Below are 16,465 nucleotides of genomic sequence, written 5' to 3'. Positions count from 1 at the left end.
GCGAGCTTAAAAAGCGGATTTAAACTGCTCTAAAAACCTTACGTCGTTTTCACTCAATAAACGGATATCAGAAATTTGATGTAGCAACAGCGCTATTCGATCTATCCCCATACCAAAGGCAAAACCTGAATATACATCTGGATCTATATCACAATTTTTAAGCACATTGGGGTCCACCATACCGCACCCCATGATTTCCAACCAGCCTGTTCCCTTGGTCATCCTATAGTCCGTTTCGGTCTCTAGGCCCCAGTACACATCTACTTCGGCACTGGGTTCCGTGAATGGGAAGTAGGAGGGGCGTAGGCGAATCCTGGATTTTCCGAACATTTCGGAGGTAAAATATTGCAATGTCTGCTTCAAATCTGCGAAGGAAACATTCTTGTCCACGTATAAACCTTCCACCTGGTGAAAGAAACAGTGGGAGCGGGCAGAAATTGCTTCGTTCCGGTATACCCTTCCAGGAGAAATGGTCCTAATTGGCGGTTTGTTTTTTTCCATGTACCTCACCTGAACAGATGAGGTGTGCGTCCGGAGCAAGATATCCGGGTCTGTCTGTATAAAGAAAGTGTCCTGCATGTCCCTTGCTGGATGGTATTCAGGTAGGTTCAAAGCAGTGAAATTATGCCAATCATCCTCAATTTCAGGTCCTTCAGAAACATTGAACCCAATACGAGAGAAAATATCAATAATTTGGTTTTTAACAATGGAAATAGGATGTCTGGCTCCTAACTGAATTGGCTCTCCAGGGCGTGTAAGATCACCATATTTGCCAGCTGATCCAGCTTGATTCTCCAAGGCAGCCTTAAGCGAGTTTACCTTTTCGGTTGCCGCATTCTTAAGTTGGTTTACTACTTGTCCAAACTCTTTCTTCTCCCCATTTGGCACGTTTTTGAACTCTGCAAAGAATTCGTTGAGCAGTCCTTTTTTTCCTAAATATTTAATTCGGAAGGCCTCAATTTCATCCTTAGAGGATGAAGTGAATTGCTCTACTTCAGCCAAATGTTCTTTTATCGTCTCGATCATTGTCAAAGCTATTGGGAGGCAAATTTAACAAATTGTCCCTGAATATGTAGGCTATAAGAAAATGTACTGCAACACCACCAAAGAAATGCCATAACCAATGCGTTCCCATGGGAAAGGAAGTTTGTGAAAGATCTATGGACCGGAAATAAATCGCCATTGCAAAAAAACTAAAGGCCATAACTACCCATAGAAGCCCTTCTCCCTTAGTTTTATAAAGATACCAGCCTATTGGGAAGAGTATGGTAAGGGCAGTAATGGTATACCCTATAGATATCCTGAGAGAAGCTGGGATTGGGAGCATACGCAGAACGACGGAAGCGGTCAGTAAAAGAACGATAACCAGTATTCTTTGCCACCATATGGCCACTAATTTAAATATGAAGTATATCATTAGTGCAATGCACAATAACATAATGGGCATCCAATCCAGTCTTAACCAAAATTCATGGCTTCGGGTGGCGTGATAAATGGTTCCTCCAACGTAGCTAATTGCAATAACAGGAATTACCCAGGCCAGGAAAATATGTTGTCTTGGATTTTTGTAAACCTTGATGCCCCAATAAATTATGATGGCCAGAAAAACTAAGTTGCTGTAGGTGTTAAAAGGTTCAACCGGGAACCTTCCCTCCAAGGTCTCCAAATAGATTGGACCAGAATCATTGGGGAACTTCTGCAGAAATAGAATTCGGTTCAAGGTTGATGTTTAAGCTGATCAAGGATAAATATCTTCCACATTTTCCTCGACCCAGTCCATACAACCCTTGAAATCGGGGAAAATATGCTCTTTAGGAACCAAATCAGGGATAATATCGATACGTTCCATCATATATCTTGGCTGGTCCAGAATATCTACCATTAGTATGGTAACATTATTTTTGATTAGATCCTGAAGCACATCTTCCATGGCATAAAGACCAGACTGGTCCATGTACTGCATACGGTCCATTCTTATGATTACATGAGTGGCCGTATCTGGTATTTGTTCTGCCAATTGCTGAAATTCGCTGGTAGAACCAAAAAATAATGGCCCCTTAATGTGTTTGATGAAGACCTCTTCCTTCAATTTCCTCGGGAAATCCTTCTCATCCGCCCATGCTTCTTCGTTTAAGGGTTTCACATCGGAACGTTTAGCGGTAAGATCTCCAATTTTTTTCATGAACATAAGGGAGGCTATCACTAAACCAATTCCCACCGCATAAACCAAATTCCATACTGAGGAAAGTACAAGAACCACCAACATAATGATGACCTCTGAGCTGAGTTTTAATGGCCCCAGCTTGATGTCCTTTGGGAGATACGGAATTGCCTTTAGGCCTCTATAGTCCATTACACCGATACCTACGGTAACCAGAATTCCCGCCAGTACGGCTGCCGGGATTTGAGAAGCCACAGGTCCCAACGCTAGAAGAATGACCAGCAACAAAATACCTGCTATCATTCCGGATAGCCTGGTCTTACCTCCAGAATTGATGTTTACAACAGTTCGGATAGTGGCCCCAGCACCTGGAATTCCACCAAAAAAGGCTGCAATACTGTTACCAATTCCCTGTCCTACAAGCTCCTTATTAGGTTTGTGTTTGGTTTGGGTCATATTATCGGCCACAACGGAGGTCAATAGAGAATCTATTGCTCCCAACAAAGCAAGGGTAAGTGCTGTAAAGAAGTATGGAGTAATGGATGCAATACTAAATTTTGTAAAAATTTCAAGGTTTGGAATAGGAAGCCCACTTGGGATTTCCTCAATAGGCCTATAGTCAAGTCCAAATCCAAAGGCGACTCCTGATACCACAATTAAGGCCACCAAAGTACTTGGCACTGCTGTTGTAATTCTTTTAAACCCATAGATAATTATTATCGTGGCCAGTGCCAGTCCTAGTTCTAACCAATTTATATTTTGTAGTGCCCTAGGCAATACTTTTATGGTGCCAATCACTCCAGAAGCATCGCTGGCTGCTAAAGTTTTGGCTTCTTTCTGCATATCTTCTTCTGTAATCTGACCAGCTCTTCTTATGGTCTCTTCAAAATCCTCCAATACTAGAATACCCTCCCCAGCTTCTTCTTTTAGGATATTTTCCAAGATTTCCTCTTCAGCGATTGCTTTAAACTGGCTTACATACTCAACATCTTCTTTTGGGTAGTATCCAACAGCAGGAAGAATTTGTGTAACCAAGATGATAACTCCAATTGCTGTCATGAAACCAGAAACCACAGGATATGGAATATACTTGATATACTTTCCCAAACCGATTAGCCCCAATCCGATCTGCATTAGTCCCGCCAAAAGGAACACGGCCAATATAATTGGGAGTGCTTTTGGAATGTCCCCATCGTGCACAGCCAATATTCCCGCGATGATTACCATACTTACGGCGGTCATTGGAGCTGTAGGTCCAGAAATCTGTGTATTTGTTCCGCCAAAAAGGGCAGCAAAAAAACTAATGAAGATGGCCCCGTAGAGTCCGGCACTTGGTCCAAGCCCTGAACTTACACCAAAAGCCAATGCAAGGGGAAGCGCTACAATTCCTGCGGTGATACCCCCAAATAAGTCACCTCTAAAATGTTTAAACATACCAGAGCGGTTTTTAATAGTAGTGCTGTTAAGATAGCAATTTTAAAAAACTAAAAAAGGCCAATGAAATGTTAAACACTGGCCTTTTGTTCTATTAAGAATGGATTTAGTTACATGTAATGCACTTTTCCTGTAGAAATATCATACATGCCCCCAACAACCAGGATTTCTCCGTTGTCTTCCATTTCTTTTAATACAGAACTTTGAGCCCTGATATTATCAATGGTCAGCTGTACATTTTTTTCAGCAACAGCGTTTACAAACCCAATATTTTTGGAGTTCCGTTCTTCTTCGTTTGAAGGTTCAGAAACGGCATTGACCGCAGGCTTTATCTTGCTCAAAAGCTCAGTTAAATTTCCCATTTTGGCATCATCACAAGCGCCTTTTACAGCTCCACAAGCGGTATGCCCCAAGACTACTATGATTTTGGTTCCTGCCAGTTTGCATGCAAACTCCATGCTTCCTAAAATATCTTCGTTCACAATATTTCCGGCCACCCTGGCACTAAAAATATCTCCAACCCCTTGATCAAAGATAAGTTCGGCGGATACACGGGAATCAATGCAGCTTAATATGGTAGCAAATGGAAATTGTCCGGAAGCTGTTTGCGAGACTTGTTCCAACAAGTTACGATCAGCTTGATTGCTGTCAACAAAACGTTTGTTACCTTCTTTTAGTAGTTCCCAAGCTGTATTTGGAGTTAACGCCGCCTGGGTCTCTTTTGTTTGTGTAATCATAATATATTGTTTTAAGCAGATTTTGGTCTTAGTTTGAAAAATTTGATATAACTGTCTGGGTTTTCTACCTCCCCACGTTCTGATATCAGCTTGATGTTGATGTTCCTATTTCTAGCCTTTTCGGAAAAATCCTCAAGGATTTCAACAATATCATTGTCTAAAAATCGGGTCTTTCTCACATCCAACTGAAGATATGAATTTTCAGGAAGACTATCCAACTCTTTTAAGATGGCACCTTTATTAAAGAAAGTAACTTCCTCGGCCAAGGTCATATTGATTTTATGAACGCCATTACTTTTGTCTTCAATATGAAGGAAGTGTGAGTTTTGGTAGCTTTTGATAAGGATGACCACAATACCAACTCCCAATCCCAATCCAATTCCAACCAAAAGGTCAGTAAAAACTATTCCGAGTACTGTTACCACAAAGGGAACAAATTGCTTCCATCCAAGAGTGTACATCTTTTTGAAAAGGGCAGGTTTTGCCAATTTATATCCTACAATGAATAAGATAGCCGCCAATACTGATAGCGGAATCATGTTTAGCAATTTTGGAATAAGGATAATAGAAATCAACAAAAAGAATCCATGGATAATGGCTGAGGCTTTGGTTCTTCCTCCAGATTGAATGTTTGCGGAACTCCTAACAATAACCTGGGTTACAGGAAGCCCCCCGACCAGTCCAGAAATGGTATTTCCAACCCCTTGGGCAAATAGCTCCTTGTTGGTTGGTGTAGTTCTTTTGTAGGGGTCTAGTTTATCCGTGGCTTCTACACAAAGCAAGGTTTCCAAACTGGCTACCAATGCAATGGTGAAGGCCGTGACCCAAATCTCGGAGTTTCCGATAACAGCAAAATTTGGAAAGCTCAACAATGTGCCAAGAGATTCCATGCTTTCTGGAATTGGAACAGTGACCAAATGGTCTTTGGAAATGGCCAGCGCTTCGTTGTCCTTGGTAATTACAAAGTATAAAATTCCAAGTACCACTGCTACCAATGGCCCCTGTATCAATGTAAATATTTTAGCTTTTTTGGTCAGTACTTTATCCCAAAGGATAAGTATGGCCAAGGCCACTGTGGCAATAAGCGTTGCTCCAGGGCTGATGGATTTAAAAGTGCTAATAATTCCGCTAAAAGTGTTTTCTCCATCTAGTTGCATAAATGCAAAACTTCCTTCAGGATTTGAATCATAACCAAAAAAATGCGGAATTTGTTTCAGGATGATTATGATACCAATACCCGTAAGCATTCCCTTAATTACAGATGACGGGAAATAGTAAGCGATAATACCGGCTTTCAATATGCTGAACAAAATTTGGATGAGACCTCCAAGCACTACGGCGACCAAGAAGTTCTCAAAACCTCCAAGTGTTCCGATGGCTGTCAATACAATAGCAGCAAGTCCAGCAGCTGGACCACTGACCCCAATTTGGGAACCACTTAAGGCTCCAACTACTATTCCACCTATAATTCCGGCGATTAAGCCTGAAAATAATGGTGCCCCACTGGCAAGTGCAATACCAAGACAGAGTGGTAGCGCAACAAAAAATACCACAATACTGGCTGGCAAGTCATTTTTTATATACTTGAACATGATAAAAGATTAAATATGCCCTCAACTATTTTTTTCTGTTGAAGACGAGTGAAAAATTGATTTTTTAATTAAGTCTGGCTGTTAAATCAATTGTTCTGGCGGAGGGAGTAGAATTTCCGCTTTGTAATCGGAATGTTTGAGAATGTAACCTTTTTGTACCGATTTCTTCCCTTGAAGAAAGTAATTGCTTGAAGTTTCTATTTTGCCTAAAAACAAGTCCTTTTCACTGAACTTCTTTTCAGATTCTTTGTCTTGTTTTTTTTCTTCATCATTCTTGTCCACCAATGCAACAATTGCACAATCCCTATCCACTAAGGTTATAATGGAAGGAGCCAATATGGAAAATATTAGCATGAGTGCAACAAGAGGAAATGCAAAAGTCTTAAGCATTGGTCTGTTTTGTGACAAAAATAATAGTAAAGCTGTTAGTTATTGTTAAATAATATTTAAAAGGACTTCAACAGTTTAATGTTGTTGTTTTTCATCCAGCCCGTCTGTCCGTCTGCGATTCTAATTTTGCTCCACTCGTTCAATTGGTCCATGACGTTGACTTTGGTGCCCTCGTGAAGCGAAAATATGACCTCGCTATTATCATTTGGTTCAGATGAGATTTTTACTTCTTTACTAAAAACAATGGCGGGATTGAAATTTTTGAATTCCTGGTATTGCAGGTAAGCCATGAGAACACATAACGTACCCAAGGCCAAAGAGAATATACTGCCGATGAACGCAATTCTTTTTTGATTGGCATTGCGAAGAAAAAAGTATGTTAGATAACCCAACACAAACAAAACAACGAGAACAACCGACGAATAGGCCCATTGATCAAAAGACAGAAGATTAACCAAGCTACTATACGCCTGCGCAATTTCTGTTTTGGGCAATTTGTCAATGGCATCGAGTCTCATGTTCTGGGCGTAGCCTAAATTATTTAGAATTTCGCTGTCATTAGGACTTAACAACAGGGCTTTTTCATAGTAGTAAATACTTGGTCCTATTGCATTGAGCTTATAATGGCAATTCCCCAGATTAAAGTAGAGTTCTGAAGAATGTTTTCCATTTTTAAGGATTTGCTCGTAGTTTTCTATAGCTTTTGAGAATTCTCCCTGGTTGTAGTGTTCGGTAGCTTTAGTGAACAAGTCATTGTTTTGGGAAAACCCAATGAACGATGAGAAGGAAAAAATAAGTACGATCAGTGATTTCATGCTCATAAGTTCTTGTCCAAATTAGAAATTACCTCACTGGCCTTGTCATAGTCGTTTTGCATTTGCACATTGGAAAATGGGCTATAGCGTGCCATTTCACAGCTTTTCAATAGTGCAATGAACCCTTCCACATCTTCCTCTCCAACACCTTTTTCCGTCAAGATTGTGGTTATTTTTTCCTTACTGAACTCTGAAGTCTCTATTTTTAATTTTGCCTTCAGATAGTTATGAAGTCCTTTTTCCAAGGCAACATAAAAGGCCTCTTTGTTACCCAATTCTTTCTTGGCGGTTGAAAGGTATTTTTTGGCAAGCTTGTTGGCTTGTTTGATTTTATTTCCCTCAACATCTCCAGCAATTGCTTCTCTCTTTTTAAATGAGAAAATGGTCAGTGGGATTAACAGCAATGGAGCAAACAACAACCAATAGAACGTTTTAGATCCAAAAAAGTAATCTGTCCCAATGTTGGTCAGATTGGGCCGCAGCTTTATAAAATGAAATTGCTTTCCGGCTTGTACCACAACCTGTTTATTCGGTGTGCCGCTTAAATTGGTGTCATCAGACGAACGTGTTGGACCCTCAAGCACTTCAATATTGATTTCTTCAGAATTGAGGGTGACGTATTTTCTGGTTTTTGGATTGAAATAACTAAATGAAATGCTAGGAATCGGATATTTTCCCCTGAACGAGGGTACTATGGTGTATTTATTTGCCACCTTGCCCTCCATTCCAGAGCTGTAGGTGCGCACACTTTCTTCAAACTCAGGGTCATATACTTCAAGTGCGCTGGGGAGCTCGGGTTCTGGCAATTGGAAAAGCTTGAGATTTCCTTTTCCTGACACCTCTACCCTAGCCTGAAGCGATTCTGATGCATTCAGCTGTGCCTTGCTTGCGTTAACAGAAAAGGTAAAATCGCCAACAGCACCGCCAAAATTTGCAGGTTTTCCACTTTCTGGAAGGGGTTTTACATTGATGGTGCGTCTTCCGGCCGAAACATTCTTACTGGTTTGGGTGTAGATTCTCCCTCCAAAGAAATCCCTTCGGTTGGTGGGAACGTCCACAAAAATTTCCAAAGACAATGGTTCAATCTCCAATTTCCCCGGTTTCTGGGGATAAAGAACCACACGTTTTAAAACCACAAAACGATAGGGTTTTCCCTGGTATGTTCCATTTTGTGCGGTATGCTTGGTCACCGGAATTTCTTGGCTCCAGAAGTTGTTGTATCTGGGATTATCCAACGGGCGGTAATTGGTTACACTGATGCTGGGACTAACATATAACTTGTATATAACGGTTACCGCTTCATTGAGATAAGGGTTTCCTTTGGAAACTTCGGCAACCAAATGAAGACTTTCATCTGCAACATCGTCCACTGTTTTTTGGTCATTTGGCTTATCAACTGCTGCGGTCACCTCCACGGATTTTGGAAGGGTTTTATATACTTCACCCTCAATTTCTATAGTGGCCTGCTTAATGTTGAATCTACCTCTTGCCGTTGGAACAAGAATATAGGAATAGGTCTTTGAAAAACTACGTTTTCCGTTGATCCATGAGGAACTAATGGATTGTGAGGGCCCCATGACAACTTTAAAACCTTCAAACGGAGGGGGGCTGAAGTTATCCCCATCCTTGTTCATGGTAAATTCCACCCTGAGACGCTCGTTGATTCCCAGCTTTTCTTTGCTCAGGTTCATTTGAAAGGAAACTTCTTCATCCTGGGCATAGGATAGAAACCCTAGCAGGATGCTACATAATGTAAGTAAGAATTTGCCCCTCAAAATGTGCATTACCAATCCTTTTCGTTCTTAATTTTTTTACCCCTAACTTTTCTGGCCTCCATTTTTTCCTGCACCTTCTTTTCTTCATTTTGCATGGCCTCTAACAGATTCTGAATCTGTTGTTTTGAAAGCTCATTGGGTTTGGGCTGCTGTTTTTGATCTTCTGGTTGGTCGCCTTCATTTGGCTTTTTTTCCTGTTCTTTTTTCTCGTCTCCGTCTCCTTTTTGATTCTCCTCAGGCTCATCTTCACCGTTTTCTCCTTCATCTCCCTTATCCTTGTTCTCATCCTCATTTTGCTCTCCTTCATCCTGTTTTTCATTGTCCCCCTGATTATTCTGGTCTTGGTTCTGATCTTTTTGGTCCTGCTGGTCCTTGTTGTCCTCACCCCCTTCATTATCGTCATTCTGCTGTTCGTCCTGTTCCTTTTCCAGCATTTTTTTGGCCAAAGCTAAATTGTAACGGGTCTCCTCATCCTTGGGATTGTTCCTAAGGGCTTCTTTGTAGGCTTCAACGGCCTTTTCATATTCCTTGTTCTTCATGAACACATTGCCCATGTTATGGAAGGCCTTGTGCTTGCCCGGTTTTTCCTCGGCTGTTTCCCCAGCTTGTTTGTAGCGACCAAATGCTTCGCCATAACTCTCCCTGTTGTAATAGGCATTGCCCAGATTGAATGGGGCGGTAGAATTTTTAGAGCTTTTGGAAATAGCCCTTCTGTATTCAGACTCAGCAGTAGTGAAATCGTTGGATGAAAGCTCCTTGTTTGCCTCCCAAGTAAGGTTTGTTGAAGCTCTTAAAGCTTTTTCGGCCTCCTTATCAACAATTTCCTCTTGGGCAAAAAGAGAAAGCCCGGGAAAAAGTAAAACCAATATCAATCTATATCTATTCATAATGGCTTTCATTAAATAGATTCAATTTTTTCAACCATTGGGTTTTTCTGTCCAAAACGAAAATGTCCAAAAATAAAAATAAAAACGCCGCACCTAAAAACCATTGAAATTGATCTTTGTATTCGGCAAATTGTTTGGCCTCAAATTCTTTTTTGTCCATTTGGTTCAATTCCTCTTTGATGTACTCTACGGCTCTTTCCGTATTGGAACCATCAATGTACTCTCCATTTCCTTCATCGGCAATTTCTGAAAGAACCGCCTCATTAAGTCTTGTTATGACCACCTCACCTTGGCTGTCCTTTTTCAGGCTTTCCACCACTCCATTTCTTTTGATAGGAATAGGAGCGCCTTTAGGCTTTCCTACACCTATGGTGTAGACCCTGATGCCGTTTTCTATGGCGAGGTCAACAGCTGCAATAGTGGACTTTTCTGAATGGTCTTCCCCATCAGAGACTATGAACAACACCCTATTGGTCTGCTCATCATCGTTATAATAGGTACTGGCAAGTTCTATGGCTGCATCAATTGCGGTTCCTTGTGAAGATAACATGTCCGTGTTCATGCTTTGCAAAAACATTTTGGCCGCACCATAATCCGTGGTAATAGGCAGTTGGGGATAGGCTTGTCCTGCATAGGCAATTATTCCTATTCGGTCACTTGCCAATTGATTGATGATTTCAGACACCAATCTCTTAGACTTCTCCAACCGGTTGGGTGCAATATCTTCGGCCAACATGCTTTTGGAAACATCCACAGCAAAGACGATATCCACGCCTTCACGCTTTACGGTTTCCAACTTCGTTCCAATTTTCGGGTTTACAAGTCCGATTATAAGAAAGGTAAGCCCGGCCAGAAGGAAAATCAACTTAACGGCCGATTTGAAACTGGACCGGTTTGGTGCCAATCTTCGCAGCAATCTTGAGTCGGCAAATTGCCGCTGGGCTCTTTTCTTCCAGATCTGAAAAAAGAAAAATGCAAGTACCATTACTGGAACAATGGCCAGGAGGTAAAAGTATATTTTCTCATCAAACTGAATCATATGCTAAATAAAGCTTTTAAAGATGGAATTTCGCAATGCCCATTCTATTAACAACAAAGCCCCTGCCAAAAGAATAAGCGGCCTGAACTTTTCTTCGTACTTGTAATATTTAAACTCTTCTATTTCGGTTTTTTCCAACTTATTGATCTCATCATAGATTTCCTCCAATTTTTCATTGTCGGTAGCTCTAAAATATTTTCCTCCGGTGACCTCAGCAATCTCTTTGAGGAGGTCTTCGTCTATTTCCACTTGGCGCATGCCGTAACGAAATGTCCCGTCCCTGTTATAGGTTACAGGAGAGAGCGCGTTTCCGTTGGTGCCCAACCCAATGGTGTAGGTCTTTATTCCATATTCCACCGCTATGTCTGCAGCGGTCTTTGGTTCAATAAAACCAGAGTTATTGACTCCGTCGGTCAAGAGAATGATTACTTTACTGATTGCCTTGCTTTCTTTCAATCTGTTTACAGAGGTGGCTAGTCCCATGCCTATAGCGGTGCCATCTTCCAATTCGCCGTATGTGATTTCCCTTAATGCATTCAATACTATGGATTTGTCACTGGTAATGGGGGTTTTAGTGTAGCTCTCTGCCGCATACCCGACAAGTCCAATACGGTCGTTTGGGCGTTGTTTTATAAAATCGGCAGCAACGTCTTTTAGAGCGGAAAGTCTATTGGGTTTTAGATCACGGGCCAACATACTGGAGGATACATCAATGGCCATTACTATGTCAATACCCTTGGTGGTCTTTGTTCGTGTTGAAATATCTTCAATTTGGGGCCTGGCCAATGCGGTAATGATGGAAGCCAAAGCCAATAGCCGCAATGCAAAAAGTACTGGTCTTAATTTTGACGCCAACGTACTAACTGAAAACCCCCGAACACTTGAAATTTTTAAGGAAGCTACTTCTTTTTTATGTTTGAAAAGATACCAAATCAAAGCCAGTGGAAGCGATAATAGCAACCAGAAAAACTGAGGATTTGCAAATTCTATATTTTCAAACATTTATACCTGTGTTTTTACATCTAAACTGTTCAATATCCTGGCCACCATTTTTTCTGCATAATCATCACCTTCTTCCCATGTAATCACCACCTGCTGCATGAAGCCTTTTCCACCAAAGGTGAGGATATTGTATTTGGCCTTTTTTGAATCATTGTCCAAAGGAGTCTTTAAGTTCCCCGTACCAAAGGTTTTTAGGCCTTTTACCCCGGATTTGGTAACGAACTCTTCCTGTTTGGTGATAATGTTTTTAACGCCAGCACCCTCAAATGTGGTCAATATTGACCCAATGGCAGCTTCAAAATTGGGTTCGTTCTGTTCTTTGTACGTAACAGAACTTGTTGCCACAGAAAACACCCCTACATAACTACCATAACTGAATGTCTGTAGTTCTTTGATTAACTCTTCGGTCTCTGGAGGCAATTTTATTTCTTGCCGAACAAGCACATCAGGGGTTTCCAATTCAATTGGAGGGTATCCGTAGGAGCTTGCTACCCATTCCCCTTCCAACAAATCTTTTGTCGGATAACCAAAGACTGTGTCCCGTACTTGCTTATATCCATAGTAGCCGATTGAAAGCCCACCTCCAAGAAAAATCAAACCGGCAAAAATGGCTGCGGCCCAGTATATTCTTTTACGCTGTTTTTTCCGGGCGAGCTCTTCCAGATATTCTTCGTTTTGTAGGAGCTCCTCATCAGTTGGTTCAGGGAGCGCATCGTGCGTTTTTTCTACAATTTGCTCCACCAATTTTCTATCCTGTTCCGCTACTGTGAGGGCAGGTTTTGATTTGGCGAATTTTACAAGATCCGCGGTTTGTAGAATTTTTTGAAACTGTTCTATGGTATCATCCTCTAAATTGAGTTCTCCAGCGTCCTTGAGCATTTCCAGTTTGGTGATCAATTGTGAGGTGGTGCTTTCCAAAGCGGAGACATTTACATCTTCCTCCAGATAGGAACGAACGATACCGGTAAGTTCTGAATAGTACTTTTTGTATTCATCTTGGATGAGGTATCTTGAGTTCTCCAATTTTTTGAGCTCCAAAAGGGCCCTGTCATATGGAGGGAGCAAGGCTTCTTTTTCTTCTTCGGTCAAAGGTTTTTTCCTGAAAACGAACCAATAAAGCAGTCCCCCTACGATCAGCAAGGCCAAGAAAACCCATAGTAACGTCATCCAAAGCTTTGCGTAACTGCGCTCCACTTGAATGAGCGGCTTTATGTCGAACATTTTCTGTTTTGTAGTATCGACCACGACGTCGGCGACCTTTATCCGAAAAGAATCAGTAAAAAACGGCTGCTCATTGATGGAAATACGTTGGGGAGGAATAGTATAAGCACCACTGTCAAACTGGGTTAGGGCATAGATTCGCTGTAAGATGACACGGTCATTGTTTTTGGTGGTATCGATCATTAGGGCCTCAACCGTTTCCAAGGGAGAGAAAGTTTGTCCTTCTGGAAAATGTACCAAGTCGGTAGAATCAGCTTCAACCGTAATCTTATATTGAACCTGCTCTCCAATTTTTATGGATGCGGTATCTATTTCTGATGATATTCTGGGCTCACTTTGTGAAACACCAAGAAATGGGATAAGGAAAAGGCACAAAAGTGCAACTTGCTTTGGAAGCAAAGCACTCAGTCTTAAAAATAATCTTATGCGTTCTATCCCTATCATCCTCTTCTTTTGAAGTAACCCAATAGTTTTTTTACATAGCTTTCGTCTACCCGGCAATGAATTACACCACTTCCCGATTTGGTGAACGAATCTTGAAAGTATTCCACTTTTTCTTTATGGAACTGGCCATAGGCCAGCCTTACTTTTTTGGAACGTGTATTTACAAGTTGCAATGTTCCTGTTTCGGCATCTTCCATTTGTACCATTCCTAAATTTGGAATTGATTCTTCTCGCTCATCATAAACTCGAATGCCCGTAACATCATGTTTGTTGCCCACTATGCGTAATGTGTTGTCATAATCATCAGCAATAAAATCCGACAGAACAAAAACGATTGCTTTTTTCTTAAGTACGTTGGTTAAAAACTTAAGAGCTTCAGCAATATTGGTGCGACTGCTTTTAGGTGAAAACTCCAATAGCTCCCTAATGATTCTCAACACATGGCTTTTTCCTTTTTTTGGCGGAATGAACAATTCCACTTCATCAGAAAATAGAATCAAGCCTACCTTGTCATTGTTCTGTAGAGCGGAAAAAGCAAGAGTTGCGGATATTTCGGTGATTACCTCTTTTTTGAACTGTTTGTTGGTTCCAAAGAGCTCAGACCCACTCACATCCACCATAAGCATCATGGTGAGTTCCCGTTCTTCCTCAAAAACTTTTACATAAGGTTCATTGTAACGCGCGGTAACATTCCAATCAATGGTTCTTACATCATCCCCAAATTGATATTGTCTAACTTCACTGAACGTCATTCCCCTGCCCTTGAAAGCGGAATGGTATTCGCCACCAAAGATATGATCGGACAGACGGCGAGTCTTTATCTCGATCTTACGTACTTTTTTAAGTAGTTCTTTTGTATCCATCTTGGTTCAAGGAATATTGTACTCTTGTTATAAATTAAGCTGGTCAGTCGCTCTAACAAGAAATATTGAACCCTAAGGCACTTCTACCTCGTTTACAATCTTGTTAATGATTTCTTCTGAAGTGATGTTTTCAGCTTCTGCCTCATATGTTATTCCGATACGATGTCTTAAGACGTCGTGAACAACGGCTCTTACATCTTCAGGAACAACATATCCCCTTCTTTTAATAAATGCATAGCATTTTGAGGCATTGGCCAAATTGATACTTCCCCTAGGCGAAGCACCAAAACTGATTAGGGGCTTAAGATTTTCAAGATTGTATTTCTCTGGATATCGCGTGGCAAACACAAGATCCAATATATACTTTTCAATTTTTTCGTCCATGTATACCTCGCGCACCGCTTGCTGGGCACTTAGTATCTGCTTAAGGGTCACCACAGGTTTAATAGGCTCTGTGGCACCTTTAAGATTTTGCCGTATGATCAATTGCTCCTCGTTCAGCTTTGGGTAATCTATAATCGTCTTCAGCATAAAACGGTCAACCTGTGCTTCGGGCAACGGATAGGTTCCTTCTTGCTCCACGGGATTTTGGGTAGCCATAACCAAAAATGGCGCATCCAGTTTAAAAGTCTCATCACCAATGGTCACCTGCTTTTCCTGCATGGCTTCCAACAGAGCAGATTGAACTTTTGCGGGTGCCCTGTTGATTTCATCAGCCAACACAAAATTGGCAAAAATGGGCCCCTTCTTTATCGAAAAGTCATTTTCCTTCATGTTGTAGATGAGAGTTCCAATGACATCGGCCGGTAAAAGATCCGGGGTAAACTGGATTCTGCTAAAACTTCCCTTAACGGCCTTTGCCAACGTGTTAATGGCCAATGTTTTAGCTAGCCCGGGCACACCTTCCAAAAGAATATGTCCTTGGCCCAACAGTCCAATTAGCAATCGCTCAACCATGTGCCTTTGACCAACAATGGCCTTGTTCATTTCCGTTGTGAGCAAATCAATAAAAGCACTCTCCTGGGCAATTTTTTCATTCACAGCACTAATATCAATAGTAGTGTTTTCTTCCATATAAAGCTTTATTGTAAAGTGTTAATATGAGCATTTTTATAGGAAGTGCAAAATGAAAATTAATTTAAAAACGGTCTGTTAATTAATGGTTAAAAAAATCCGTGAAACCCCAGTTTTATGAAGGATTTAAGGGTTATTTTTATACTTTGAGCGCATATGAAGCAAACTGATAATTTTTCCAGAATTATTTCTGGAACCATGACGTGGGGAAGTTGGGGGAAGAAGCTTTCCGGGCCGGAAATGGCCGATTTGATGAACTATTGTGTTGAACACGGTCTCACTACCTTTGACCATGCCGATATTTACGGGGACTATACCACAGAGGGTGATTTTGGCAAAGCCTTTTTGGAAAGTGGAATTGAGAGATCGACAGTCCAGTTGGTTACAAAGTGTGGTATTCAGATGGTAACAGGGCGCAAGAATCGCCTAAAGCATTATGAGTATAGCAAGGATTACATAATTTGGTCGGCCGAGGAGTCCATCAAGAAATTAAATGCGGAATATTTGGACCTGTTTCTTTTGCACAGGCCCAGTCCGCTCATGGAACCCGAAGAGATAGCGGCAGCGGTGGCCCACCTGGTTGAAAGTGGAAAGATAAAGCGTTTTGGGGTGTCTAATTTTACCCCATCGCAAATTGCAATGTTGGAAAAATTCGTTACAGTAGCCGCAAATCAGGTGGAATTTTCCCTGACCCATGATACCCCTATGTATGATGGTGCTTTTGATGACTGCATTGCCAATGGCCGCATGGCTATGGCCTGGAGCCCGCTTGGAAGTATTTATCGCGAAGAAAATCTTCAAACCAAGCGAATCAAGGAAAAGCTACGGGATCTCGCTCACAAATATGAAGCCGAGGAAAGTCAAATTCTTTTGGCCTGGATGCTTAAACATCCCGCAATGGTCCACCCCGTTATTGGAACGGCAAATAAGGATAGGATTTTATTGTCCATCAAGGCATCTGAAATAGATTTGGAATTGCAAGATTGGTTTGATTTACTGGCTGTTAGCCAGGGCCATGAGGTGCCTTAGAA

15 protein-coding genes are annotated in these 16,465 nt (G+C 41.4%); 1 reads left to right on the top strand and 14 read right to left on the bottom strand.

Annotation, left to right across the window (positions count from 1 at the left end; genetic code table 11):
* Positions 1-6 precede the first annotated feature (6 nt).
* The 14 genes from pheS to DX873_RS09865 all read right to left on the bottom strand — a co-directional run bounded on the left by pheS (position 7) and on the right by DX873_RS09865 (position 15,434).
* Positions 7-1,026, bottom strand: a complete 1,020-nt coding sequence (gene pheS / locus DX873_RS09930) for a phenylalanine--tRNA ligase subunit alpha (protein ID WP_116184290.1) — start codon at positions 1,024-1,026, stop codon at positions 7-9.
* Positions 995-1,720 (bottom strand): ceramidase, encoded by a 726-nt coding sequence (locus tag DX873_RS09925; protein WP_232520894.1) that lies wholly within the window; start codon positions 1,718-1,720, stop codon positions 995-997. Before DX873_RS09925 ends, pheS begins: the two co-directional genes overlap by 32 nt.
* Before the next feature lie 18 nt (positions 1,721-1,738).
* The gene (locus DX873_RS09920; protein ID WP_116184289.1) at positions 1,739-3,595 is read right to left on the bottom strand and encodes a SulP family inorganic anion transporter; all 1,857 of its coding nucleotides are present in this window, start codon (positions 3,593-3,595) and stop codon (positions 1,739-1,741) included.
* A 110-nt stretch (positions 3,596-3,705) separates the two neighbouring features.
* Complete coding sequence (locus DX873_RS09915; protein ID WP_116184288.1) at positions 3,706-4,332, bottom strand: carbonic anhydrase family protein; 627 nt, start codon at positions 4,330-4,332, stop codon at positions 3,706-3,708.
* Between the two features lie 11 nt (positions 4,333-4,343).
* On the bottom strand, positions 4,344-5,924 hold the full coding sequence (locus tag DX873_RS09910; RefSeq protein WP_116184287.1) for a SulP family inorganic anion transporter: 1,581 nt from the start codon (positions 5,922-5,924) through the stop codon (positions 4,344-4,346).
* A gap of 81 nt (positions 5,925-6,005) precedes the next feature.
* Complete coding sequence (locus DX873_RS09905; protein ID WP_116184286.1) at positions 6,006-6,314, bottom strand: hypothetical protein; 309 nt, start codon at positions 6,312-6,314, stop codon at positions 6,006-6,008.
* Between the two features lie 56 nt (positions 6,315-6,370).
* Positions 6,371-7,129 carry a tetratricopeptide repeat protein gene (locus DX873_RS09900; RefSeq protein WP_181899464.1) on the bottom strand — a complete coding sequence of 253 codons (759 nt, stop codon included), beginning with the start codon at positions 7,127-7,129 and terminating at the stop codon, positions 6,371-6,373.
* A gap of 2 nt (positions 7,130-7,131) precedes the next feature.
* On the bottom strand, positions 7,132-8,913 hold the full coding sequence (locus DX873_RS09895; RefSeq protein ID WP_116184284.1) for a BatD family protein: 1,782 nt from the start codon (positions 8,911-8,913) through the stop codon (positions 7,132-7,134).
* On the bottom strand, positions 8,913-9,791 hold the full coding sequence (locus DX873_RS09890; RefSeq protein ID WP_232520893.1) for a tetratricopeptide repeat protein: 879 nt from the start codon (positions 9,789-9,791) through the stop codon (positions 8,913-8,915). Before DX873_RS09890 ends, DX873_RS09895 begins: the two co-directional genes overlap by 1 nt.
* On the bottom strand, positions 9,784-10,830 hold the full coding sequence (locus tag DX873_RS09885; RefSeq protein WP_116184282.1) for a VWA domain-containing protein: 1,047 nt from the start codon (positions 10,828-10,830) through the stop codon (positions 9,784-9,786). Before DX873_RS09885 ends, DX873_RS09890 begins: the two co-directional genes overlap by 8 nt.
* A gap of 3 nt (positions 10,831-10,833) precedes the next feature.
* Positions 10,834-11,832, bottom strand: coding sequence for a vWA domain-containing protein (locus DX873_RS09880; RefSeq protein WP_116184281.1), 999 nt, complete (start codon positions 11,830-11,832; stop codon positions 10,834-10,836).
* Positions 11,833-13,497, bottom strand: a complete 1,665-nt coding sequence (locus DX873_RS09875) for a BatD family protein (protein WP_232520892.1) — start codon at positions 13,495-13,497, stop codon at positions 11,833-11,835.
* Positions 13,494-14,360 (bottom strand): DUF58 domain-containing protein, encoded by an 867-nt coding sequence (locus tag DX873_RS09870; protein ID WP_116184280.1) that lies wholly within the window; start codon positions 14,358-14,360, stop codon positions 13,494-13,496. Before DX873_RS09870 ends, DX873_RS09875 begins: the two co-directional genes overlap by 4 nt.
* 72 nt (positions 14,361-14,432) lie before the next feature.
* A complete protein-coding gene (locus tag DX873_RS09865) occupies positions 14,433-15,434 on the bottom strand; it encodes an AAA family ATPase (RefSeq protein ID WP_116184279.1) in 1,002 nt (333 codons plus the stop codon).
* A 156-nt stretch (positions 15,435-15,590) separates the two neighbouring features.
* Here DX873_RS09865 and DX873_RS09860 point away from each other — a divergent pair, with 156 nt between their 5' ends.
* Positions 15,591-16,463: an aldo/keto reductase gene (locus tag DX873_RS09860; protein WP_116184278.1), complete on the top strand. Its 873-nt coding sequence runs from the start codon at positions 15,591-15,593 to the stop codon at positions 16,461-16,463.
* The last annotated feature ends 2 nt before the right edge of the window (positions 16,464-16,465 follow it).

Source organism: Flagellimonas nanhaiensis, assembly GCF_003382275.1.
Classification (GTDB): Bacteria; Bacteroidota; Bacteroidia; order Flavobacteriales; family Flavobacteriaceae; genus Flagellimonas; species Flagellimonas nanhaiensis.
The sequence above is the reverse complement of the archived record's forward strand: the minus strand, read 5'-3'. Positions and strand labels throughout refer to the sequence as shown.